Consider the following 17,623-nt stretch of genomic DNA (forward strand, 5'->3'; position numbering starts at 1 on the left):
ATGAAAAAAAAAATAATTGCCCTGCCAAAACTTAATAATTTAACTCCCTCCATGGAGTCCACTGCCCTTAAATTAATGGAAGAAGCGGGGGAACTGGCCCAGGCGATCGGTAAATTCCGCGGCATGAGCGGAGAACGCTCTGAACTTGAAGAAAGCGAAGTAATGGCGTGCATTACCGATGAATTGCTGGATGTAGCTCAAACAGCTGTTTCTATGATGTTCGTGCTTGAAGAAAATTATGGTGTCAACATTGATAAAGCCCTTGATGAGCATATGGCCAAGCTAATGCGTAAAGGATACCTGGTGGATAAGTAGGCAAGTCTAAAACTCCATCCAGGTTATAAAAATATGGCGGAATAACATGCTGCCAGCCTGAGAAGTGGTAGGACTTAATATGGTTAGTTTATGGAAGTTAAAGCCTGACCCCAAAATATTAGTTGTCTTTGGTACCAGGCCCGAGGCTATTAAGATGGCGCCCCTGGTGCGGTTGCTTAAAGCAGATGACCGGCTGGTGTGCCGGGTGGCGGTAACAGCCCAGCACCGGGAAATGCTGGATCAGGTACTGCAGCTGTTTGATATTGTCCCTGACCATGACTTAAATATCATGCGAGCCGGCCAGACTTTATTTGATATTACCGGGCGGGCTTTGGCCGGGCTGCAGGGAGTATTGGAGGCCGAAAAACCGGATTTAGTGTTGGTGCACGGTGATACTACCACCACTTTTGTAGCTGCCCTGGCATCTTATTACCTGCAAGTACCGGTTGGGCATGTGGAAGCAGGATTGCGTACCGGTAACAAATATTCCCCGTACCCCGAGGAAATGAACAGGCGTCTGGCCGGGTCGTTATGTGATCTGCACTTTGCTCCCACCACCGGTGCCAGGAATAACTTGCTGAGGGAAGGGGTAGACCCGAAGCGGGTTTATGTTACCGGCAACACCGTTATTGATGCCCTGTTGGCCACAGTGCGCAATGATTACCAGTTCAATGAGCCGCTGCTCAGGGAACTGGATTTTACTAAACACCGCCTGATCCTAATGACAACTCACCGCCGGGAAAATTTAGGTGATCCGATGCGGGATATTTACCTTGCTCTGAGGGATGTTATACAGAATCATCCCGATGTACGGGTTATCTTCCCGGTGCATAAAAATCCCGCTGTGCGCCAGGTAGTACAGCAGGTACTGGGGGATTCTCAGCAGGTGAATTTAATTGAGCCCATGGACTACGAACCTTTTGTTAATTTAATGGCCCGCTGCCACCTGGTGCTCACTGACTCCGGAGGTATGCAGGAGGAAGCGCCCTCGTTGGGCAAGCCCGTACTGGTGCTGCGCAATACCACTGAGCGTCCCGAAGCTGTGGATGCCGGCACCGTGCGCCTTGTAGGTACTGACCGCGCTGTTGTGCTGGCGGAGACCGAGCGCCTGCTCAATGACGCAGCTTACTACCGGGCTATGGCTGAGGCAGTTAATCCTTACGGTGATGGTATGGCCTCCGGGCGGATCGTACAGGCTATTAAGCATGCCTTTAAGCTAACTGACAGCCGACCCCAGGAGTTTGCACTATAAATAATAATCTTTGGTTGTGGATAACTTAATCATTGTTGGTATTACAAAACAGCAGAATTATTTATTGAATTAAATTGAAGAATTGCTAAACAAGAAGGTTGTTGATCTTGTCCGCTTTTTAGCTTATAATGATTAAGGATATTAAGAAAAAGTTCACAGATACCATGTATTGTAGATTGAATAAATAATTTATTAATGAATTATAAACAATTATATAATTCATTAATAATGATGGCACAGCTTTTGCACTTATAAACTCAGATGTTTTTTGGTGGCTTTTAATATCACCATTGCAGTATATTAATAATTAGGAGGGAAAAATTAATGGATTTTGGTTTAACTGACGAACAACAAATGGTGCAGGATATGGCTCGCAATTTTGCTGAAAAAGAAATTGCTCCTTACGTTGAAGAAGACGAAAAAAACCATTATTATCGCAGAGAAATCTTAACTAAAATGGGCGAGCTGGGTCTGCTGGGATGGACTCTGCCGGAAGAATTAGGTGGAAACGGCATGGGTTGGCAGGAAGGCTGTATTGCACTGTATGAAATAGCCAAGGTTCATACTTCCTGGAGACTGGCTATCAGTGGTAACAACTGGGGTCCGGCCATGACCATTAATGAATACGGTACTCAAGAACAAAAAGAAAAATTTATCCCTGGACTGTTAGAAGGTTCATTAGTAGGCAGCTTTGCCATTACCGAGCCGAACACCGGTTCCGACGTAGCCAGCATGAAAACCAACGCCGTTGACAAGGGCGACCACTGGCTGATCAATGGTACCAAGACCTGGATCTCCGGTGGGCACACTTGCGATGTAGGATTACTTTATGCTGTTACCGATAAAGGCAAAGGCAACAAAGGTATTTCCTGCTTTATAATTGACTATAACAATACCCCTGGCGTTGAAAGAATTCCCATTCACGATAAAGTTGGTATGTGGGCTGCTCCGACTTCGGAACTGATTTTTGAAAACGCCGTTGTTCCCAAAGAAAATCTTCTGGGCGAATTAAACAAGGGCTTCTTCATCTGCATGTGGCAGTTAAACAATACCCGTATGGGATGTGCTACCGGTGCTGCCGCCCTTTCCAGAGCCTGTTTGGATGGCGCTGTTCAGTATGCCACTGAACGTATGCAGTTTGGTGTACCCATCGGCAAACACCAGATGATTCAGGCGCAGATTGCTGAAATGATTATCGAAGATGAAGCCGCAAAGCAGCTTTGCATGCGCGCCGCATGGTTAAAAGACAATGGCCTGCCCAGCCAGCAAGCGGTTTCCACTGCTAAATTAGCCGGTTGCCAGGCAGCTGTTCATGGTGCCAACCTGGCTATGAAGATTTACGGCTCCTACGGCTATTCCGATGAATATCCTTGCGGCCGGTGGCTCCGCGATTCCAAGCAGTTTGAAACCCTTGAAGGAACCTCGAACATGCACCAGCAGATTATTGCCAACATTGAACTTGGTTTCGCACCTAACCGCTAGAACTAAAGACTTTATAATGATTAATTGAAATAACAAAGATAAATTTTTTAACACTTTTGTTAAAGTAATGCCACTTATTTATGAGCGTGACTACGAGCATAAATAAGTGGCTTTTTCTCTATCCAGACTGGTGAAATGTAACGTGTTTCATGTATTGCAAGAAAAATAATGGTTATGCAAAATCGCATTGTAATAAAGTTAATAAATTAAGAGATTTAGGTTAATATTTGCAAGAATGCATTACTAATGCATTCTTGCAGTACTATGCTTCAGCAATAAAAGGAATATTTTTGAAATCTGCGGAGTTGTTTGAATAGCTTGGGCACGGTTTGACGAAAATGTACTGCAATAGATTAATTCTGGCATGCTTATTGCGTGTTGAATAAGTTATGGTATTCGAACCCTAATTTACGGTATTGTGCTTTTTAATTCATATTTTGGAAAGGAGGTCCGGCAATATTTAGAGGGTCGGCTGCCGGGGTTGCACTCGGTTGAGGGCCTGTTAAATATATTGTCAAAAGCGTTTCAACCAATTATTACTAGACTAAATTTTTAGTATGATATTAGGCTGTATTGTGCAATATAAACCAAACAGCCAAGTTAAATATGAGGAGGACCATTAAATGGCAGAATTAAGTGCAAAGTATCAGGATTTTCTACGCAGAAGAGCAGAAATTATGGAACAGGGCGGCGAGGCAGCCGTTGCTAAGCAGCACAAAGAAGGCAAGCTGACTGCCAGAGAAAGAATCGAGTATTTCTTTGATCCCGGCACATTCACTGAAATCGGCACTTTTGTAAAACACCGTACCACTGAGTTTGGTATGGACAAAAAGAAAGTTCCCGCTGAAGGCGTTGTCTGTGGTTATGGTACTGTCAATGGCCGTATGGTCATGGTTGGCGCAGAAGACTATACTGCTATGGCAGGTACTTTTGGTGAATATCACGGTAAAAAATTTGCCAACGCTATCGACATGGCTAAGGAAATGGGTATTCCTTTCTTTGGTTTGAATGACTCCGGCGGAGCCAGATTGCAGGAAGGTATGGACACTCTGGAAGCTTATGCCTGGTTGTTCAGATCCCAGAACCTGGCTTCCGGTATTATCCCGCAGATTGCACTGCTGCTGGGTCCCTGCCTTGGCGGACAGGCTTACCACCCTGTTATGCAGGACTTCGTTATCCAGAGCCGCAACCACGGTTATATGGGCATTGCCGGCCCGGCCTTTGTTAAAGCTCAGCTTGGTATTGAAATCAGCTTGGAAGATCTGTGCGGCGTGCAAGCCCATGCCGTTAAGTCTGGTTGTACGCACATTGTGGGCGGCGACGATAAGGACTGCCTTGACCTGGCCAAGAAACTGCTTGACTACCTGCCCCAGAACAACATGGAAAAACCGGCCCGGAAGGATACCGGCGATGATCCTAACCGCTTAGTACCTGAGCTGGATGGATTTATCCCCGAAGAGACCTTCATGCCTTACGATATGCACGATGTTATCAATAAAATCGTTGATAATGGCGAGTTCTTTGAAATTATGGAAGACTATGCTAAAAACGCAATTATCGGCTTTGCTCGTTTTGACGGCCGGAGCACCGGTATCGTAGCTGCTCAGCCGAACTGGATGGGTGCTGTTATTGATTGTGATACTTCTGACAAGATAGCCCGGTTTGTGCGGTTCTGCGACCTGTTTAACATCCCGCTGGTCAATCTCCATGACACACCGGCTTACATGATCGGCCCCGATCAGGAGCACAAAGGAATCCTTCGCCACGGTGCCAAGATGCTGTATGCGTACATTGATGCTACTGTTCCTAAGGTATCCATCATGATGCGCAAATCCTTTGCGGGTGCTTATCTGGGGATGTGCTGTAAAGATACCGGTGCCGACATTGTTTATGCATGGCCGGAAGCTACCCTCACCATCGTGGGCGCCAAAACCGCTGCCAGCGTGATTTTTGCCAAGGAAATCAGAAATGCTGAAGACCCGGCTGCAAAACAAGCAGAGCGGGAGAAAGAATACAGCGATACCTTCGAGAATCCATACCACGCAGCAGCCCGTGGCTATGTGGATGATGTCATTCTTCCTTCGGAAACCAGAAAGAAAATCTGCGCTTCGCTGGCTATGTTAGAAAACAAGAATCCAGCCAGACCCTGGAGAAAATACTCCAACATTAACATGTAATTCGAAAAGCATTAGCAAACCTTGTCCGACAAGGGTTGTTATTGTAGCATAAAATAAGCTGTGCCGGCTATAGTGCATTAAAATTGCCAACAAGATAGTCGGCACAGTTTATCTAATAAACAATTCCAGAATTGGTTTGATTAGCTGTCCCAGCTTGAAAATGAGCATTTCCTATGTGTAGGAATTTATAAATATAGTTGACCGGGGTAGGGGCTTATTTAGCGGCTCTGTCTGGAAAAATGTTTTTGCATTGCCTGCGGCGTCCATTCTGCTGTGTAGAGTATTGGTATTGGTGGGCACCAGGCAGGTTACAAAACAAGGGCAAAAACAAAACGGATAATTATCAGGTGGTAAGTAAAAATGGTACAAGTTAATGCTCCCATGGTCGGAAAAGTGCTTTCGGTAGATGCAAAAGTAGGAGCCCAAGTTAAAAAGAATGACGTACTGGTTACCCTGGAAGCTATGAAAATGCTATTTAAAGTATATGCACCAAGCAGTGGTGAAGTGGCCGAAGTAAACGTAGGCTCCGGTGATGTAGTAAATACTGATACTGTTCTGGTAACTCTTAAGTAGGTCATTGTTAATAATTTCTTCTTACCTATGGGTATGCGGTAAGCCATAATAATACGGGCACAGAGGTCGAACTGCATAAAACTACCTGCTCACGCAGCTGTGGAACCCGATATAGATGCCATTGACGTATAATTAGTTCCGGATAAAACAAGTATAAACACAAGATTAAGCAGGTTGGTTTAAAGCATGGGTAGTTAACTGTTAAATGTGCCAATAACAAACGGATTGCTGTATACAGCAATCCGTTGTTTTAATATCAACACTTATATTTAAACCTTCGTTAGAGTGACATACCGTTGTTTTTGAGCCGGTTTACCTTGCGCACAATCGTTGACTGGTCCACCTGCAGTGCTTTGGCTGCTTTGTAGGTGCTGCCCAGCTCTTTTAAAGCGTAGCCAATAAGCTGTCGTTCCATCTCCAGCTGAGCCGTTTTTAAAGGGAGGATGCCCTGTACGGTGACTTTATTCGTTTCCTGGCGCTGGGGCGTTGTATTATTAAGCGGGATAGCCACGGACTTGATTACCGGTTCAGTGGAAGTGACCAGCAAGCGTTCTACGACATTCTTTATTTCCCGCACATTCCCCGGCCACTGATATTCCATTAGTTCCTTAAAAACCTGGTGGGAAAATTCTTTTTTCATACCGTACACTTTTTCAAAATGTTTTTTAAAGTTGTAGACGAGAGGGATAATATCATCTTTTCTCTCTCGTAAAGGCGGTATGGTAATTGGGACAACGTTGAGCCGGAAGTACAAATCCTCCCGGAATTTACCGTCCTGAACCAATTCCTCCAGATGTTGATTAGTCGCTGTGATAATGCGCACGTTTACCGGAATAGGCTTGGTGCCGCCGATACGGGTAATTTCTCTTTCCTGCAGCGCCCGGAGCAGTTTTACTTGAAAATGCAGCGGTAAATCACCGATTTCATCCAGAAATAAGGTGCCGTTGTCCGCCAGCTCAAACATTCCGGGCTTGCCTTCCCGGTTGGCTCCCGTAAACGCGCCCCTCTCATAACCAAACATCTCCGATTCAATCAAGTTTTCAGGTATTGCACCGCAATTAACAGTGATAAATGCACCATTGCTCCGCTTACTGTGTTTATGGATGACTTTGGCCACAACTTCCTTGCCCACGCCGGACTCACCCAGCAGCAGCACCGTGGAATTAACCTGAGCAAGACGCAGAGCCACTTCCACAACTTGTTTCATTTGAATGGACTTAACGATTAAGCCCGGCTGGTCAATTAATTTGCTGCGCAGCTGAGTTAACTCCCCGTGATATCGTTCGCTTAAGGCAATGCTTTCTTCCAGCTGATTTTTTAAATTGTTTAAATCCGACATATCTCTGGTATTGATTACTACCCGCACAATTTCACCCTTTAGATTGCGTACCGGGTTGCCGGTTACTAGCAGTTGACTATGGTTAGAGGTGAGCTCGGATAAGGTAACGGTACCATTTTGTGCAATCACGGCATCAACTACCGACTGTGAATAAACACCCTTGGCGGTTAAATCTGCCATGGTCATGTTTTGTATGGATTCTGCCGGAATGCCTGTTATGCGTTCGTGAGCCTTATTGGCACGGATAATTTGACCGTTGCGGTCAGTTATAATAATCCCGTCATAAGACGACTCAATAATAGCTTCAAGTTCTTTGTTTAATTGTTTAACTGAGCTTAACTCCTCAGAAATAAATTCGAATTCCGAAATATCCTGAAAAACGCCAATGGCTCCCACTATCTGGCCATTTTCAATAATGGGACTGCGGTTAGTAAGGTAAATGTGTGTACCTGAGGAGTACTCTACAGAAAATTTATAATGAGATTGGTAGTTGCCGTTTTCTAAAATATCTAATAGGCCACGGGGGATGATAACCTCCGAGAGATGCTTTCCCAAAGCCTCACTTTTTTTACGATGGGTTATACGTTCTGCTGCTAAATTAAATGTACTGATAATGCCGTCTTTATCAATGGAAACAATACCATTATGGGCCGAATCCATGATGGTTTCAATTTGCTGAAACATCTGGCTGGCTACTTTAAAAAGTGCATGTCCCACGTCGGAACGGTCCAGAATCCCTGTAACAACCCCGCTGTTGTCCACCACTGGAAAAACATTTGCCGGCAAAGTCCAGGCATCAGAAACAGGTGCCTCCTCTTTAAGAACATAGACCTCTTGCTGCATAATATCCTGAACTTTTATACTTTCCTCAAGCACTATGGGACCGCAATTAATTATTTCATTGCGGGATACGATTCCGATGATTACTCCTTGCCGATCTGTGACAGGAAGGCCAATGAGCTGTGTCTCTTTGATAATCCTCCAGGCTTCAAGGGCGGTTTGCCCCGGCTGGACAGTTATATTACAGGGGATCATGATATCCTGCACCAACATATTAACACCGCCTCTGTCTTACCTGTTAAACTTTAGCTTAACAGTGTTATATTATTATATTTAGTGCTTATTTACAATATAAATACCTTAAGAAGGCGAAGCTAGCAGGGTAGGTAATAATATTTTTTGGAGTAAGCTTATTCTGTGTAGCGACAATTAGTGAGTGCATTAAATAAAATTTTACATTATATGCAGAGATAAATTTATTAAAAATTTTAAATTTTTACTTTGTCTTTATTTTATATAACAAAATAAATTGAGTATATTTTTATAATAAATTAAAGGGTTTAATAAATTATAAATTTATAAAAAATGCAGAACTTCTGAAGGAATACATTTATTTATGTAGAAGTCTACTCATTACATAAGCTGTAAAATGAATAGCATAAAATATAATTCAAATGAAATTTTTGTCGTGTAATAGAGGTTTAAAGTGGAAGAACAGAAGAACAAAAAAAACGTAGCAATGGTGGCCATAGCTGTGACCGCCACCATTGGCACCGAGTTAGCTGTTACAACTCTGCTGGGTTTTTATGGCGGTAAAATACTGGATGATAAGCTAGGTACAGACCCCGCATTTTTAGTGGCTGGTGTTCTGACAGGCGTGGCTATTGGCATTTTGGGTATTATTCGTACCATGCAGCGTTTTTTTAAATAGGAGGGGATGAGGTTGTATAAACCGGCACCCATACGCAATATAGATGAGCAATTGAAACGTACAACCGGTATCATGGGCGTTATTATACTTTTGACTTTGCCGGGGTTGATCATTAATCCAGGGGATCCGTTAATACTGGGTTTTATCATCGGTGGTATATTTGGCATAATTAGCTGTATATTATTGGTAAGAAGAATGAACATGCTCATTGAATTGATGACGCAGACGGATATAAGTCAACAAAAGGCCAAGGCATTTATGCGGGCCGGCTTTTATCCCCGCATGGCGCTGATTGTTGGTATTATCGCTCTGGCCAGCCGGGTGGATTTTTTAAGCATATATGGTGTGGGAGCCGGGCTTTTGGTGCCCACCGTAATTACCGTGCTTGACGCCAATCTAGCACTGTATCGTTATTATACGGCTCCACGTGATGCCGTTGATAAAATATAAGAATAAAATTTAAAGGGAAAGGGGTGAGAAAGAGTTGTCTGAAGCCGCGGGTCACGAAGCTAGTCAAGACATGCTAGCCTTAGTGCACGAAAATCTAAACGTGTGGGGCTTTCCCCATGAAGCAGTGAATTTGGGGTTCGGGGCAGTAAACCTAAAAACACTGATCATGACCTGGGTCGTTATGGCGTTAATCATTATCTTTACGGTTGCCGCCACCCGTAACATGCAGTTGAAAAGGCCGGGCAAGTTACAATTAATGGTCGAGGAAATGTTTCAGTTTTTGCGAGGTCTAGCCTATGAAAACCTGGATCCCAAAAAAGGTGCCAGTTTGATGTGTCTTTTATTCAGCATTTTTATTTTCCTCCTATTTAGTAACCTCTGGGGTCTTATCCCCACCATGATGTCGCCAACGGCGGATGTAAATACCACGCTGGGTATGGCGCTGTTTGTCTTTATCCTGGTCCAGGTGTTGGGCTTATACTATCGTAGGGGTGGTTATTTTAAGCACTTCTTTGAACCATTTGTATTTTTCCTGCCCATTACCCTTATTGAAGAGTTATCCAAACCATTAACGCTGGCTTTCCGTCTTTACGGTAATATTTACGCCGGTGAGGTGCTTATTGCAGTGTTGCTGGGGCTAATCCCTCTGACGGCCACTATTTTCGGCGGATTCCTGGCATCGGTGATATGGTTATCATTTAGTATTTTTGTTAGCTGCATTCAAGCGTTTATTTTTACCATGCTGACCATCGCCTATATCTCCCAGGTAACAGCCGAACATCATTAGCGCAGTTGTTATTTAACTAGCGGATATCTCAATAATAAATTAGAGATATGCCACCATAATTTATGTTTTTAAAATTTGGATGAAAGGAGGCGAAAAATATGGATTTAGCAGCCGCTGCAGCAATCGGTACTGCTCTGGCCGTTGGTTTGGCTTCTATCGGCGCCGGTATTGGTGACGGTCTTGTAACCGGTAAAACCGTAGAAGCTACCGCTCGTCAACCTGAACTTAAAGGTAGCCTGATGACCTTGATGTTCATCTCTGTAGGTTTGATCGAGGCACTCCCCATTATCGCTGTTGTTATCGCTTTCATTTTGATGGGTAAAATGTAATGGGTCTTATCATTCTTAAGAATTCTGTGGCGAAAGGCGAAATAGCAGGTTTTGTCTAAAAACTTGCTTAACCTGCTATCGCCTTCCTTTTGTCCACGGGCCAGAGGAAGGAGGGTAATTTTTTGGATGCCATTGTTCAGGTTTTAAACCTCAATACTACATTGGTGGCGCAAGTTTTTAACTTTATTATGTTACTCATCTTCCTTCGCGTTGTTGTATATCCGCATATCGTCAGAATACTGGAAAATAGGCAAGAATTTATTGCTAATAATGTAGCCGCCGCCGAAGAGGATAGAAAACAAGCGGAGGCACTTCGCCAGCAGTATTTGGATGAATTGCAAAAGGCTAAAAACGAAGCTCAAAGCATCATTCAGAAAGCCGGTAAGGTCGCTGAGGAACAGGCCCATGAGATTATCGAGGCGGCCAAAGCGGAATCCAACCGTATTAAAGAATCTGCTTTGCAGGATATAAACAGGGAGAAGGAAAAGGCTGTTGCAGAATTGCGTGACCAAGTAGCTACTCTGTCTATTCTGGTGGCCGGCAAGATTGTTAGCGAAAAAATGACTGCCGATATACAGCGCAGCATGATAGATGAGTTCATTAAAGAGGCAGGGGATCTGCCATGCTAAGAGGAGCTGTAGCCGGACGCTATGCCGAGGCTCTTTATGAAATTGCGGTGCGGGAAAATCTTGTTGACCAGCTGGAATCTGAATTATTGGCTGTAAACAAGGTGCTTAATGAATCTGAGCCACTCAAGAAAGTAGTTTTGCATCCCCGGATTACTGCCAACGAGAAAAAAGAAGTGCTGGCTAGTTTATTTAAAGACCATATTTCTGAAATTATGATGAGTTTTCTTGGCTTTGTGTTGGATCGCCAGCGTGAACTGTTCCTGGCAGATATTGCGGAATACTTTACGGGATTAGCCAATAAAGCCCGCAACATAAGCGATATTCAGGTAACCTCGGCGGTTGAACTAACTGAAGAGGAAAAGAAAAACATGGACGCTGCGATGGCTAAAAGCACCGGCAAAAAAGTCAAGCTTACTTTTAATGTCGATCAGGAATTGCTGGGCGGAGTAGTGGTCCGTGTTGGTGACAAAGTCATCGACGGTAGCGTGCGCACCCGCTTGCAAACCCTGCGCGAGCACCTCAGACAAATAAGTTAACAGTGGATAGGGGTGAAACACTAGATGAATTTGCGACCAGAAGAGATCAGCGCGATCATTCGGCAGCAAATTGAAAAATATAAAGCCGAAATTGAGGTCAGTGACGTTGGCACAGTCATTCAGGTGGGTGATGGTATTGCCAGGGTCTATGGCCTGGAAGAATGTATGGCCAGTGAGCTGCTGGAATTCCCCGGCGGTACAATGGGCATGGCGCTGAACCTGGAAGAGGACAATATTGGTTGCGTGCTCATGGGACCCTACACCCACATTAAAGAAGGCGACACCGTTAAACGTACCGGCCGAATTATCTCCGTGCCCGTAGGTGACGCCATGATTGGCCGTGTGGTTAACTCACTAGGTCAGCCATTAGACGGTCTGGGCCCCATTAATACCGATAAATTCCGTCCGGTAGAGCGTATCGCTCCCGGCGTTATTGAAAGAAAATCAGTGCACGAGCCAATGGCAACAGGACTTAAAGCTATTGATTCCATGGTTCCCATAGGCCGCGGCCAGCGGGAATTGATTCTTGGCGACCGCCAGACCGGTAAAACTGCTATCGCGGTAGATGCGATTATTAACCAAAAAGGCAAGGACGTTATTTGTATTTATGTAGCTATTGGTCAAAAGAATTCTACAGTGGCTAATGTGTATCAGAGACTGAAGGACACCGGGGCTATGGATTATAGTATTATTGTATCCGCCACCGCGTCCCAGCCGGCGCCGCTATTGTATATCGCTCCCTTTGCCGGCGCTGCCATAGGTGAAGAATTTATGGAGCAGGGCAGGCACGTGCTGATTGTTTACGACGACCTCACCAAACAAGCTGCGGCCTACCGTGAACTTTCCCTGCTGCTCCGTCGTCCGCCCGGACGTGAAGCATACCCCGGTGATGTTTTTAACCTGCACTCCCGCTTGCTGGAACGTGCCTGCAAGCTTAGTGATGAACGGGGTGCCGGTTCCATGACTGCTCTGCCCATTATTGAGACCCAGGCCGGCGACGTTTCGGCCTATATTCCTACAAACGTCATATCTATTACCGACGGCCAGATCTACCTGGAGACCGACCTGTTTTACGCCGGTATCCGTCCCGCTATTAACGTGGGTATATCTGTATCTCGCGTGGGTGGTGCCGCTCAGATTAAAGCTATGAAACAAGTTGCCGGTACTCTGCGTTTGGACCTGGCTCAGTATCGTGAATTAGCCGCATTCGCCCAGTTTGGTTCTGATTTGGATAAATCTACCCAGGCTCGACTAACTCGTGGTGAACGCATGGTGGAAATACTTAAACAAGGCCAGTATGTGCCGATGGATGTTGAAGATCAGGTTATCGCCATTTTTGCCGGCGCCAACGGCTTTTATGACGACATGCCGTTAGATCAGGTTTTACCCTTTGAAGCAGGACTACTAAAATTTATCAAAACCAGCAAGGCCGATATACGCAAAGGGTTGACTGAAAAACAAGAAATTACTAAGGACCTGGAAGAAAAACTTAAGGCCGCTATCAAGGAATTTAAAGAAAGCTTTATTAAATAAAGTACCCGGCGAATGCTTTAGCGAGGTGGTGAAACAGTAAATGGCGAGTTTGCGCGACCTGAAGCGTCGTATTAAAAGTATTAGCAGTACCCAAAAGATCACCAAAGCCATGAAGGCGGTGGCTGCAGCAAAAATGCGGCGTGCCCAGGATAGTGTGCTGGCTGCCAGGCCCTTCGCACGGCGGGTGCGAGATGTTCTGGGCAGGGTGGGCTCTGCTTCCGTAGGCATGAAACATCCACTACTTGCCGTACGCGAGCCGCAAAAGGTTGCTTATATTATTGTAACTGCGGACCGCGGCCTGTGTGGAGGCTTTAACGCCAACGTTATTAAAATGGGTGTTCAGGAAATTAAAAAGCACCCGGACGCTGATCTTATTACTATCGGCCGTAAAGGCAGAGACTTCTACCGCCGCCGTGGGTACAACATTGCTCAGCAATATATTGGCACAGCAAAAGCTGACATCAGTCTGACCAATGAAGTTGCCAGGTTTGTCATCGACAAATACGCGGCCGAAGAATATGATGAGGTTTATTTGATTTACAGCCGGTTTGTAAACGTGCTAGTTCAAAGACCCGTAGTGCAGAAGATTCTGCCTGTTGAGCCCCCGGAAGGGGAAGCCGACGAAAAGAAAGTTGATTATATTTTTGAGCCTGATGCAGAAACGATCATGGATAGCATACTGCCCATGTATATACAAAATGCACTGTTCCAGTCATTGCTGGAAACTAATGCTGGTTTCTACAGCGCTCAGATGACGGCTATGGATAATGCCACTAAGAATGCTTCAGATATGATTGACAGGCTAACGCTTTCTATGAACCTTGCCCGTCAGGCTGCCATTACCAAGGAAATTTCCGAGATTGTCGGCGGCGCTGCCGCTCTGGAGTAAATTACGGGATGGCTTAAGTAACCAGCTATTAAAGGAGGTGCAAGAACCTGTTTCTTGCAGTTTACACGCTTTTGGTGTGATGGCCAGGCGAAAACTGCCTCCCGTTAGTCGGCGGGAGCGAAACCTTAATAATATAGTTATCTGAGGTTTCAAGAACCAGGTACGGATAGTTAATGGCTAACGTAGGTGAAGTTGTTCAGGTCATTGGCGTGGTGGTGGACATCCGTTTCCCGCCCGGCCAGGTACCTGATATATATAACGCTGTTAGAATAACCAGCGAAAAAGAAGACGTATTTGGTAAAAAAATTGATCTCACCTTGGAAGTTGCCCAGCACTTGGGTAATAATATAGTCCGTGCCGTAGCTATGTCTACCACAGATGGTTTAGTGCGGGGCATGCAAGCCGAAGACCTTGGTAAACCAATTAGTGTGCCCGTAGGTAAACCGATGCTTGGTCGCATGGTGGACGTGCTGGGTAGGCCTATTGACGGTAAAGGTGATATTGAAATTGAAGAGGAATATCCCATTCACCGGCCGGCTCCTGCACTAGTGGACCAGGCCGGCAGTACGGAACAGTTGGAAACCGGTATTAAAGTTATTGACCTTATGGTACCCTTCCTTAAGGGTGGCAAGGTAGGTTTGTTCGGTGGCGCCGGTGTGGGTAAAACCGTTGTTATTATGGAGCTTATTAATAACATTGCCAGCCAGCACGGCGGTATATCAGTGTTTGCCGGCGTGGGCGAGCGTACCCGTGAAGGCAACGACCTGTATTACGAAATGACTGATGCGGGTGTTATGCCGAAAACCACCATGGTGTTCGGCCAGATGAATGAGCCCCCCGGGGTGCGACTCCGTGTTGCCCTGACCGGTCTGTGCATGGCCGAATATTTCCGTGATGAGCAGGGCGCCGATACGCTGCTGTTCATTGATAACATTTTCCGTTTCACCCAGGCCGGTTCCGAGGTTTCGGCTCTCTTGGGCCGGATGCCTTCCGCTGTGGGTTACCAGCCGACACTGGCTACAGAGATGGGCCAGATGCAGGAGCGGATTACTTCCACTAAAAATGGTTCGGTTACTTCCGTGCAGGCTGTTTACGTGCCTGCTGACGACTTGACCGACCCCGCTCCGGCAACAACCTTTGCCCACCTGGATGCCACCGTTGTGTTGTCCCGTGAGATTGCCTCACTGGGTATTTACCCTGCTGTGGACCCGCTGGACTCCACGTCCAGGATTTTGGATCCCATCATCATTGGCCAGGAGCACTATGAAACTGCCCGTGGCGTGCAGCTGGTACTGCAGCGTTACAAAGAACTTCAAGATATTATCGCAATTCTTGGTATGGAAGAATTATCAGACGAGGATAAATTAACAGTGGCGCGGGCCAGGAAACTGCAGCGTTTCCTTTCTCAGCCATTCCACGTGGCTGAACAGTTTACAGGGTCTCCCGGAGCGTATGTAGCTCTGAAAGACAGTATTCGTGGCTTCCGGGAGATCATTGACGGTAAGCATGATGAACTGCCTGAGGACGCGTTCTACATGGTAGGCACCATTGAGGAGGCAGTAGCCAAGGCCAAAGGTATGGCAGGAGAAGGTGCATAAGCATGGCGGAAGAAAAACTGCAGCGGTTGGAAGTTGTTACACCCCAGGAAAGGGTATACAGCCAGGATATTAGATTTGTGGTGCTGCCCGGCGCTGAAGGTGAACTGGGTGTTTTACCCGAACATGCTCCGCTGGTCAGTGCATTAAAAACCGGCCTGGTGCGTGTGCAAAACGAAGGTAATACCTTAAAAATAGCGGTTAGCGGCGGTTTTGCAGAGGTGCGCAATAGCAAGGTGACCGTTCTGGCCAACGCTGCCGAGCGCGAAGACCAAATTAATATCGAACGCGCCAAAGCAGCCAAGGAACGCGCCGAACAGCGCCTGGCCGCCAAAGACCCGGATATCGATTTGATAAGGGCAGAGGCCGCTCTGAAGAGAGCCCTCAACCGTCTCAGAGCAACGGGTCAGGCTTAAACTTTTATAAACAAACTGCCGCAATGGTATTAGGTTAAGTATATGCGTTACGCGTAACTTATATTATTCAAGATTAATTTATTTAAAAAGGTTGGGAATTAGGCAAAAGCCGTAATCCCCAACCTTTTTTTTGCCATTATTGACACTCTTGGTGTCGGGTGTTACTGATAAAAAAGCTTAAATAAACATCAGTTGGCCTACCGAGGATTCGGGTATGTGCGGTGCATTAATTGGTAACAATAGGTAGCAGAAATTTGTTTTATATATAGGAGGAATAAGTTGGATAAGCTGTATTTAAGGGGTGGCAGGCCATTATTTGGTGAAGTACGGGTTAGCGGTTCAAAAAATGCTGTGCTGCCTATTATTGCAGCCTGCCTGCTGCCTATCTCCCCCTGTATACTGCATGATATTCCTGATTTGGCTGATGTGCATACGATATGTCTGGTGCTGCAGCATCTCGGTGCCAGGATTAACAGGCAAGGAAAAACGCTGGAAATTATTCCGACTGCCAAACCCAACACCGAGGCTCCGTATGAATTTGTGCGCCAAATGCGTGCATCATTTTTAGTTATGGGCCCGCTGTTAGCCCGTGCCGGTCTGGCCGATATATCTTTGCCGGGTGGCTGTGCCATTGGGAGCAGGCCTGTTGACCTGCATTTAAAGGGCTTTCATGCGCTGGGCGCCCACATTGAACATGGCTACGGAAGCATCCGTGTCAAAACCGGTCTTGGTGGGCTGTGGGGCAAACGAATTTACCTGGATTTCCCCAGCGTAGGAGCTACCGAAAACATTATGATGGCCGCGGTGCTGGCCGAGGGGCAGACTATCATTGAAAATGCGGCTGAAGAACCTGAAATAGTGGATTTAGCTAATTTCTTGGGGGCTATGGGAGCAAAAATTAAAGGGGCCGGCACCAAGGTCGTCAGAATAACTGGCGTGCGGGAATTACATGGTGCAACACATACTGTCATACCCGACCGTATTGAGGCAGGTACCTTTCTAATAGCGGGTGCGATCACCGGCGGTAATATTCTAGTTAGCAATGTGATATCCGACCACGTTAAACCGGTACTGGCTAAACTACGGGAAATGGGTATAACAGTGTATGAAGAATGCGGCGGGCTGCGTGTCATTGGTCCTGAGAAATTCAGTGCGGTTGATGTCAAAACCATGCCTTATCCTGGTTTCCCTACCGACATGCAGCCCCAGATGATGGCGCTGATGACCTGCGCCAAAGGAACCAGCATCATCACCGAAACTGTATTTGAAAACCGTTTCATGCATGTTGGCGAGTTAAAAAGAATGGGTGCGCAGATTAAAACGGTTGGCCGCAATGCCGTCATACAGGGTCCGGTTAAATTGAGCGGCGCCCCGGTTAAGGCTACCGACTTGCGCGCCGGGGCTGCCCTTGTGCTGGCAGGCTTATGCTCCCAAGGGATCACAGAAGTGAGTAATGTGTATCATATCGAGCGGGGCTACGAACACCTCGTGGAAAAGCTACAGGGTCTGGGCGCCGATATATGGGGGACAGATATATAGCTTTTAGCCAATGATACTTAGCTTGGCATTGTGCCTTCTTTCTCAAACCCCGAACTTGTTTAAGACAGGCT

17 protein-coding genes are annotated in these 17,623 nt (G+C 46.1%); 16 read left to right on the forward strand and 1 reads right to left on the reverse strand.

Annotation, left to right across the window (positions count from 1 at the left end; genetic code table 11):
* The 5 genes from SPSYN_RS03725 to SPSYN_RS03745 all read left to right on the forward strand — a co-directional run bounded on the left by SPSYN_RS03725 (position 1) and on the right by SPSYN_RS03745 (position 5,799).
* Positions 1–315: a MazG-like family protein gene (locus tag SPSYN_RS03725; RefSeq protein WP_161821157.1), complete on the forward strand. Its 315-nt coding sequence runs from the start codon at positions 1–3 to the stop codon at positions 313–315.
* Between the two features lie 79 nt (positions 316–394).
* On the forward strand, positions 395–1,567 hold the full coding sequence (gene wecB, locus SPSYN_RS03730) for a non-hydrolyzing UDP-N-acetylglucosamine 2-epimerase (protein ID WP_161821158.1): 1,173 nt from the start codon (positions 395–397) through the stop codon (positions 1,565–1,567).
* A gap of 324 nt (positions 1,568–1,891) precedes the next feature.
* The gene (locus tag SPSYN_RS03735) at positions 1,892–3,049 is read left to right on the forward strand and encodes an acyl-CoA dehydrogenase family protein (RefSeq protein ID WP_161821159.1); all 1,158 of its coding nucleotides are present in this window, start codon (positions 1,892–1,894) and stop codon (positions 3,047–3,049) included.
* 623 nt (positions 3,050–3,672) lie between these two features.
* A complete protein-coding gene (locus SPSYN_RS03740) occupies positions 3,673–5,226 on the forward strand; it encodes an acyl-CoA carboxylase subunit beta (RefSeq protein WP_161821160.1) in 1,554 nt (517 codons plus the stop codon).
* Between the two features lie 360 nt (positions 5,227–5,586).
* Positions 5,587–5,799, forward strand: a complete 213-nt coding sequence (locus SPSYN_RS03745; protein ID WP_161821161.1) for a biotin/lipoyl-containing protein — start codon at positions 5,587–5,589, stop codon at positions 5,797–5,799.
* 280 nt (positions 5,800–6,079) lie between these two features.
* Here the strand turns inward: SPSYN_RS03745 and SPSYN_RS03750 are convergent, their stop codons facing one another.
* On the reverse strand, positions 6,080–8,191 hold the full coding sequence (locus SPSYN_RS03750) for a sigma 54-interacting transcriptional regulator (protein ID WP_161821162.1): 2,112 nt from the start codon (positions 8,189–8,191) through the stop codon (positions 6,080–6,082).
* A 433-nt stretch (positions 8,192–8,624) separates the two neighbouring features.
* Between SPSYN_RS03750 and SPSYN_RS03755 the strand changes: the two genes are divergently transcribed.
* The 11 genes from SPSYN_RS03755 to murA all read left to right on the forward strand — a co-directional run bounded on the left by SPSYN_RS03755 (position 8,625) and on the right by murA (position 17,552).
* Positions 8,625–8,849 (forward strand): AtpZ/AtpI family protein, encoded by a 225-nt coding sequence (locus SPSYN_RS03755; RefSeq protein WP_161821163.1) that lies wholly within the window; start codon positions 8,625–8,627, stop codon positions 8,847–8,849.
* 12 nt (positions 8,850–8,861) lie between these two features.
* Entirely contained in the window at positions 8,862–9,299 is a 438-nt protein-coding gene (locus tag SPSYN_RS03760) for an ATP synthase subunit I (protein WP_161821164.1), read from the forward strand.
* Positions 9,300–9,333: 34 nt separating this feature from the next.
* Entirely contained in the window at positions 9,334–10,086 is a 753-nt protein-coding gene (atpB, locus tag SPSYN_RS03765) for a F0F1 ATP synthase subunit A (protein ID WP_161821165.1), read from the forward strand.
* 98 nt (positions 10,087–10,184) lie between these two features.
* Positions 10,185–10,415, forward strand: coding sequence for a F0F1 ATP synthase subunit C (gene atpE / locus SPSYN_RS03770; protein ID WP_161821166.1), 231 nt, complete (start codon positions 10,185–10,187; stop codon positions 10,413–10,415).
* A gap of 122 nt (positions 10,416–10,537) precedes the next feature.
* Entirely contained in the window at positions 10,538–11,044 is a 507-nt protein-coding gene (atpF, locus tag SPSYN_RS03775) for a F0F1 ATP synthase subunit B (protein ID WP_161821167.1), read from the forward strand.
* The gene (gene atpH / locus SPSYN_RS03780; RefSeq protein ID WP_161821168.1) at positions 11,038–11,580 is read left to right on the forward strand and encodes an ATP synthase F1 subunit delta; all 543 of its coding nucleotides are present in this window, start codon (positions 11,038–11,040) and stop codon (positions 11,578–11,580) included. Before atpF ends, atpH begins: the two co-directional genes overlap by 7 nt.
* 24 nt (positions 11,581–11,604) lie before the next feature.
* The gene (gene atpA, locus SPSYN_RS03785) at positions 11,605–13,113 is read left to right on the forward strand and encodes a F0F1 ATP synthase subunit alpha (protein WP_161821169.1); all 1,509 of its coding nucleotides are present in this window, start codon (positions 11,605–11,607) and stop codon (positions 13,111–13,113) included.
* 40 nt (positions 13,114–13,153) lie between these two features.
* On the forward strand, positions 13,154–14,002 hold the full coding sequence (gene atpG / locus SPSYN_RS03790; protein WP_161821170.1) for an ATP synthase F1 subunit gamma: 849 nt from the start codon (positions 13,154–13,156) through the stop codon (positions 14,000–14,002).
* Positions 14,003–14,175: 173 nt separating this feature from the next.
* Entirely contained in the window at positions 14,176–15,600 is a 1,425-nt protein-coding gene (atpD, locus tag SPSYN_RS03795; RefSeq protein ID WP_161821171.1) for a F0F1 ATP synthase subunit beta, read from the forward strand.
* 2 nt (positions 15,601–15,602) lie between these two features.
* Positions 15,603–16,013: a F0F1 ATP synthase subunit epsilon gene (locus SPSYN_RS03800; RefSeq protein ID WP_161821172.1), complete on the forward strand. Its 411-nt coding sequence runs from the start codon at positions 15,603–15,605 to the stop codon at positions 16,011–16,013.
* Positions 16,014–16,292: 279 nt separating this feature from the next.
* Complete coding sequence (gene murA, locus SPSYN_RS03805; RefSeq protein ID WP_161821173.1) at positions 16,293–17,552, forward strand: UDP-N-acetylglucosamine 1-carboxyvinyltransferase; 1,260 nt, start codon at positions 16,293–16,295, stop codon at positions 17,550–17,552.
* The last annotated feature ends 71 nt before the right edge of the window (positions 17,553–17,623 follow it).

This window comes from Sporotomaculum syntrophicum (genome assembly GCF_009932395.1).
Lineage (GTDB): Bacteria > Bacillota > Desulfotomaculia > Desulfotomaculales > Desulfallaceae > Sporotomaculum > Sporotomaculum syntrophicum.

Coding starts and splice junctions, on each gene's coding strand:
- wecB (WP_161821158.1), top strand. CDS start 395: ATGGTTAGTTTATGGAAGTTAAAGCCTGACCCCAAAATATTAGTTGTC.
- SPSYN_RS03740 (WP_161821160.1), top strand. CDS start 3,673: ATGGCAGAATTAAGTGCAAAGTATCAGGATTTTCTACGCAGAAGAGCA.
- atpH (WP_161821168.1), top strand. CDS start 11,038: ATGCTAAGAGGAGCTGTAGCCGGACGCTATGCCGAGGCTCTTTATGAA.
- atpA (WP_161821169.1), top strand. CDS start 11,605: ATGAATTTGCGACCAGAAGAGATCAGCGCGATCATTCGGCAGCAAATT.
- SPSYN_RS03745 (WP_161821161.1), top strand. CDS start 5,587: ATGGTACAAGTTAATGCTCCCATGGTCGGAAAAGTGCTTTCGGTAGAT.
- SPSYN_RS03750 (WP_161821162.1), bottom strand. CDS start 8,191: ATGTTGGTGCAGGATATCATGATCCCCTGTAATATAACTGTCCAGCCG.
- atpE (WP_161821166.1), top strand. CDS start 10,185: ATGGATTTAGCAGCCGCTGCAGCAATCGGTACTGCTCTGGCCGTTGGT.
- SPSYN_RS03725 (WP_161821157.1), top strand. CDS start 1: ATGAAAAAAAAAATAATTGCCCTGCCAAAACTTAATAATTTAACTCCC.
- SPSYN_RS03800 (WP_161821172.1), top strand. CDS start 15,603: ATGGCGGAAGAAAAACTGCAGCGGTTGGAAGTTGTTACACCCCAGGAA.
- atpD (WP_161821171.1), top strand. CDS start 14,176: ATGGCTAACGTAGGTGAAGTTGTTCAGGTCATTGGCGTGGTGGTGGAC.
- atpG (WP_161821170.1), top strand. CDS start 13,154: ATGGCGAGTTTGCGCGACCTGAAGCGTCGTATTAAAAGTATTAGCAGT.
- SPSYN_RS03735 (WP_161821159.1), top strand. CDS start 1,892: ATGGATTTTGGTTTAACTGACGAACAACAAATGGTGCAGGATATGGCT.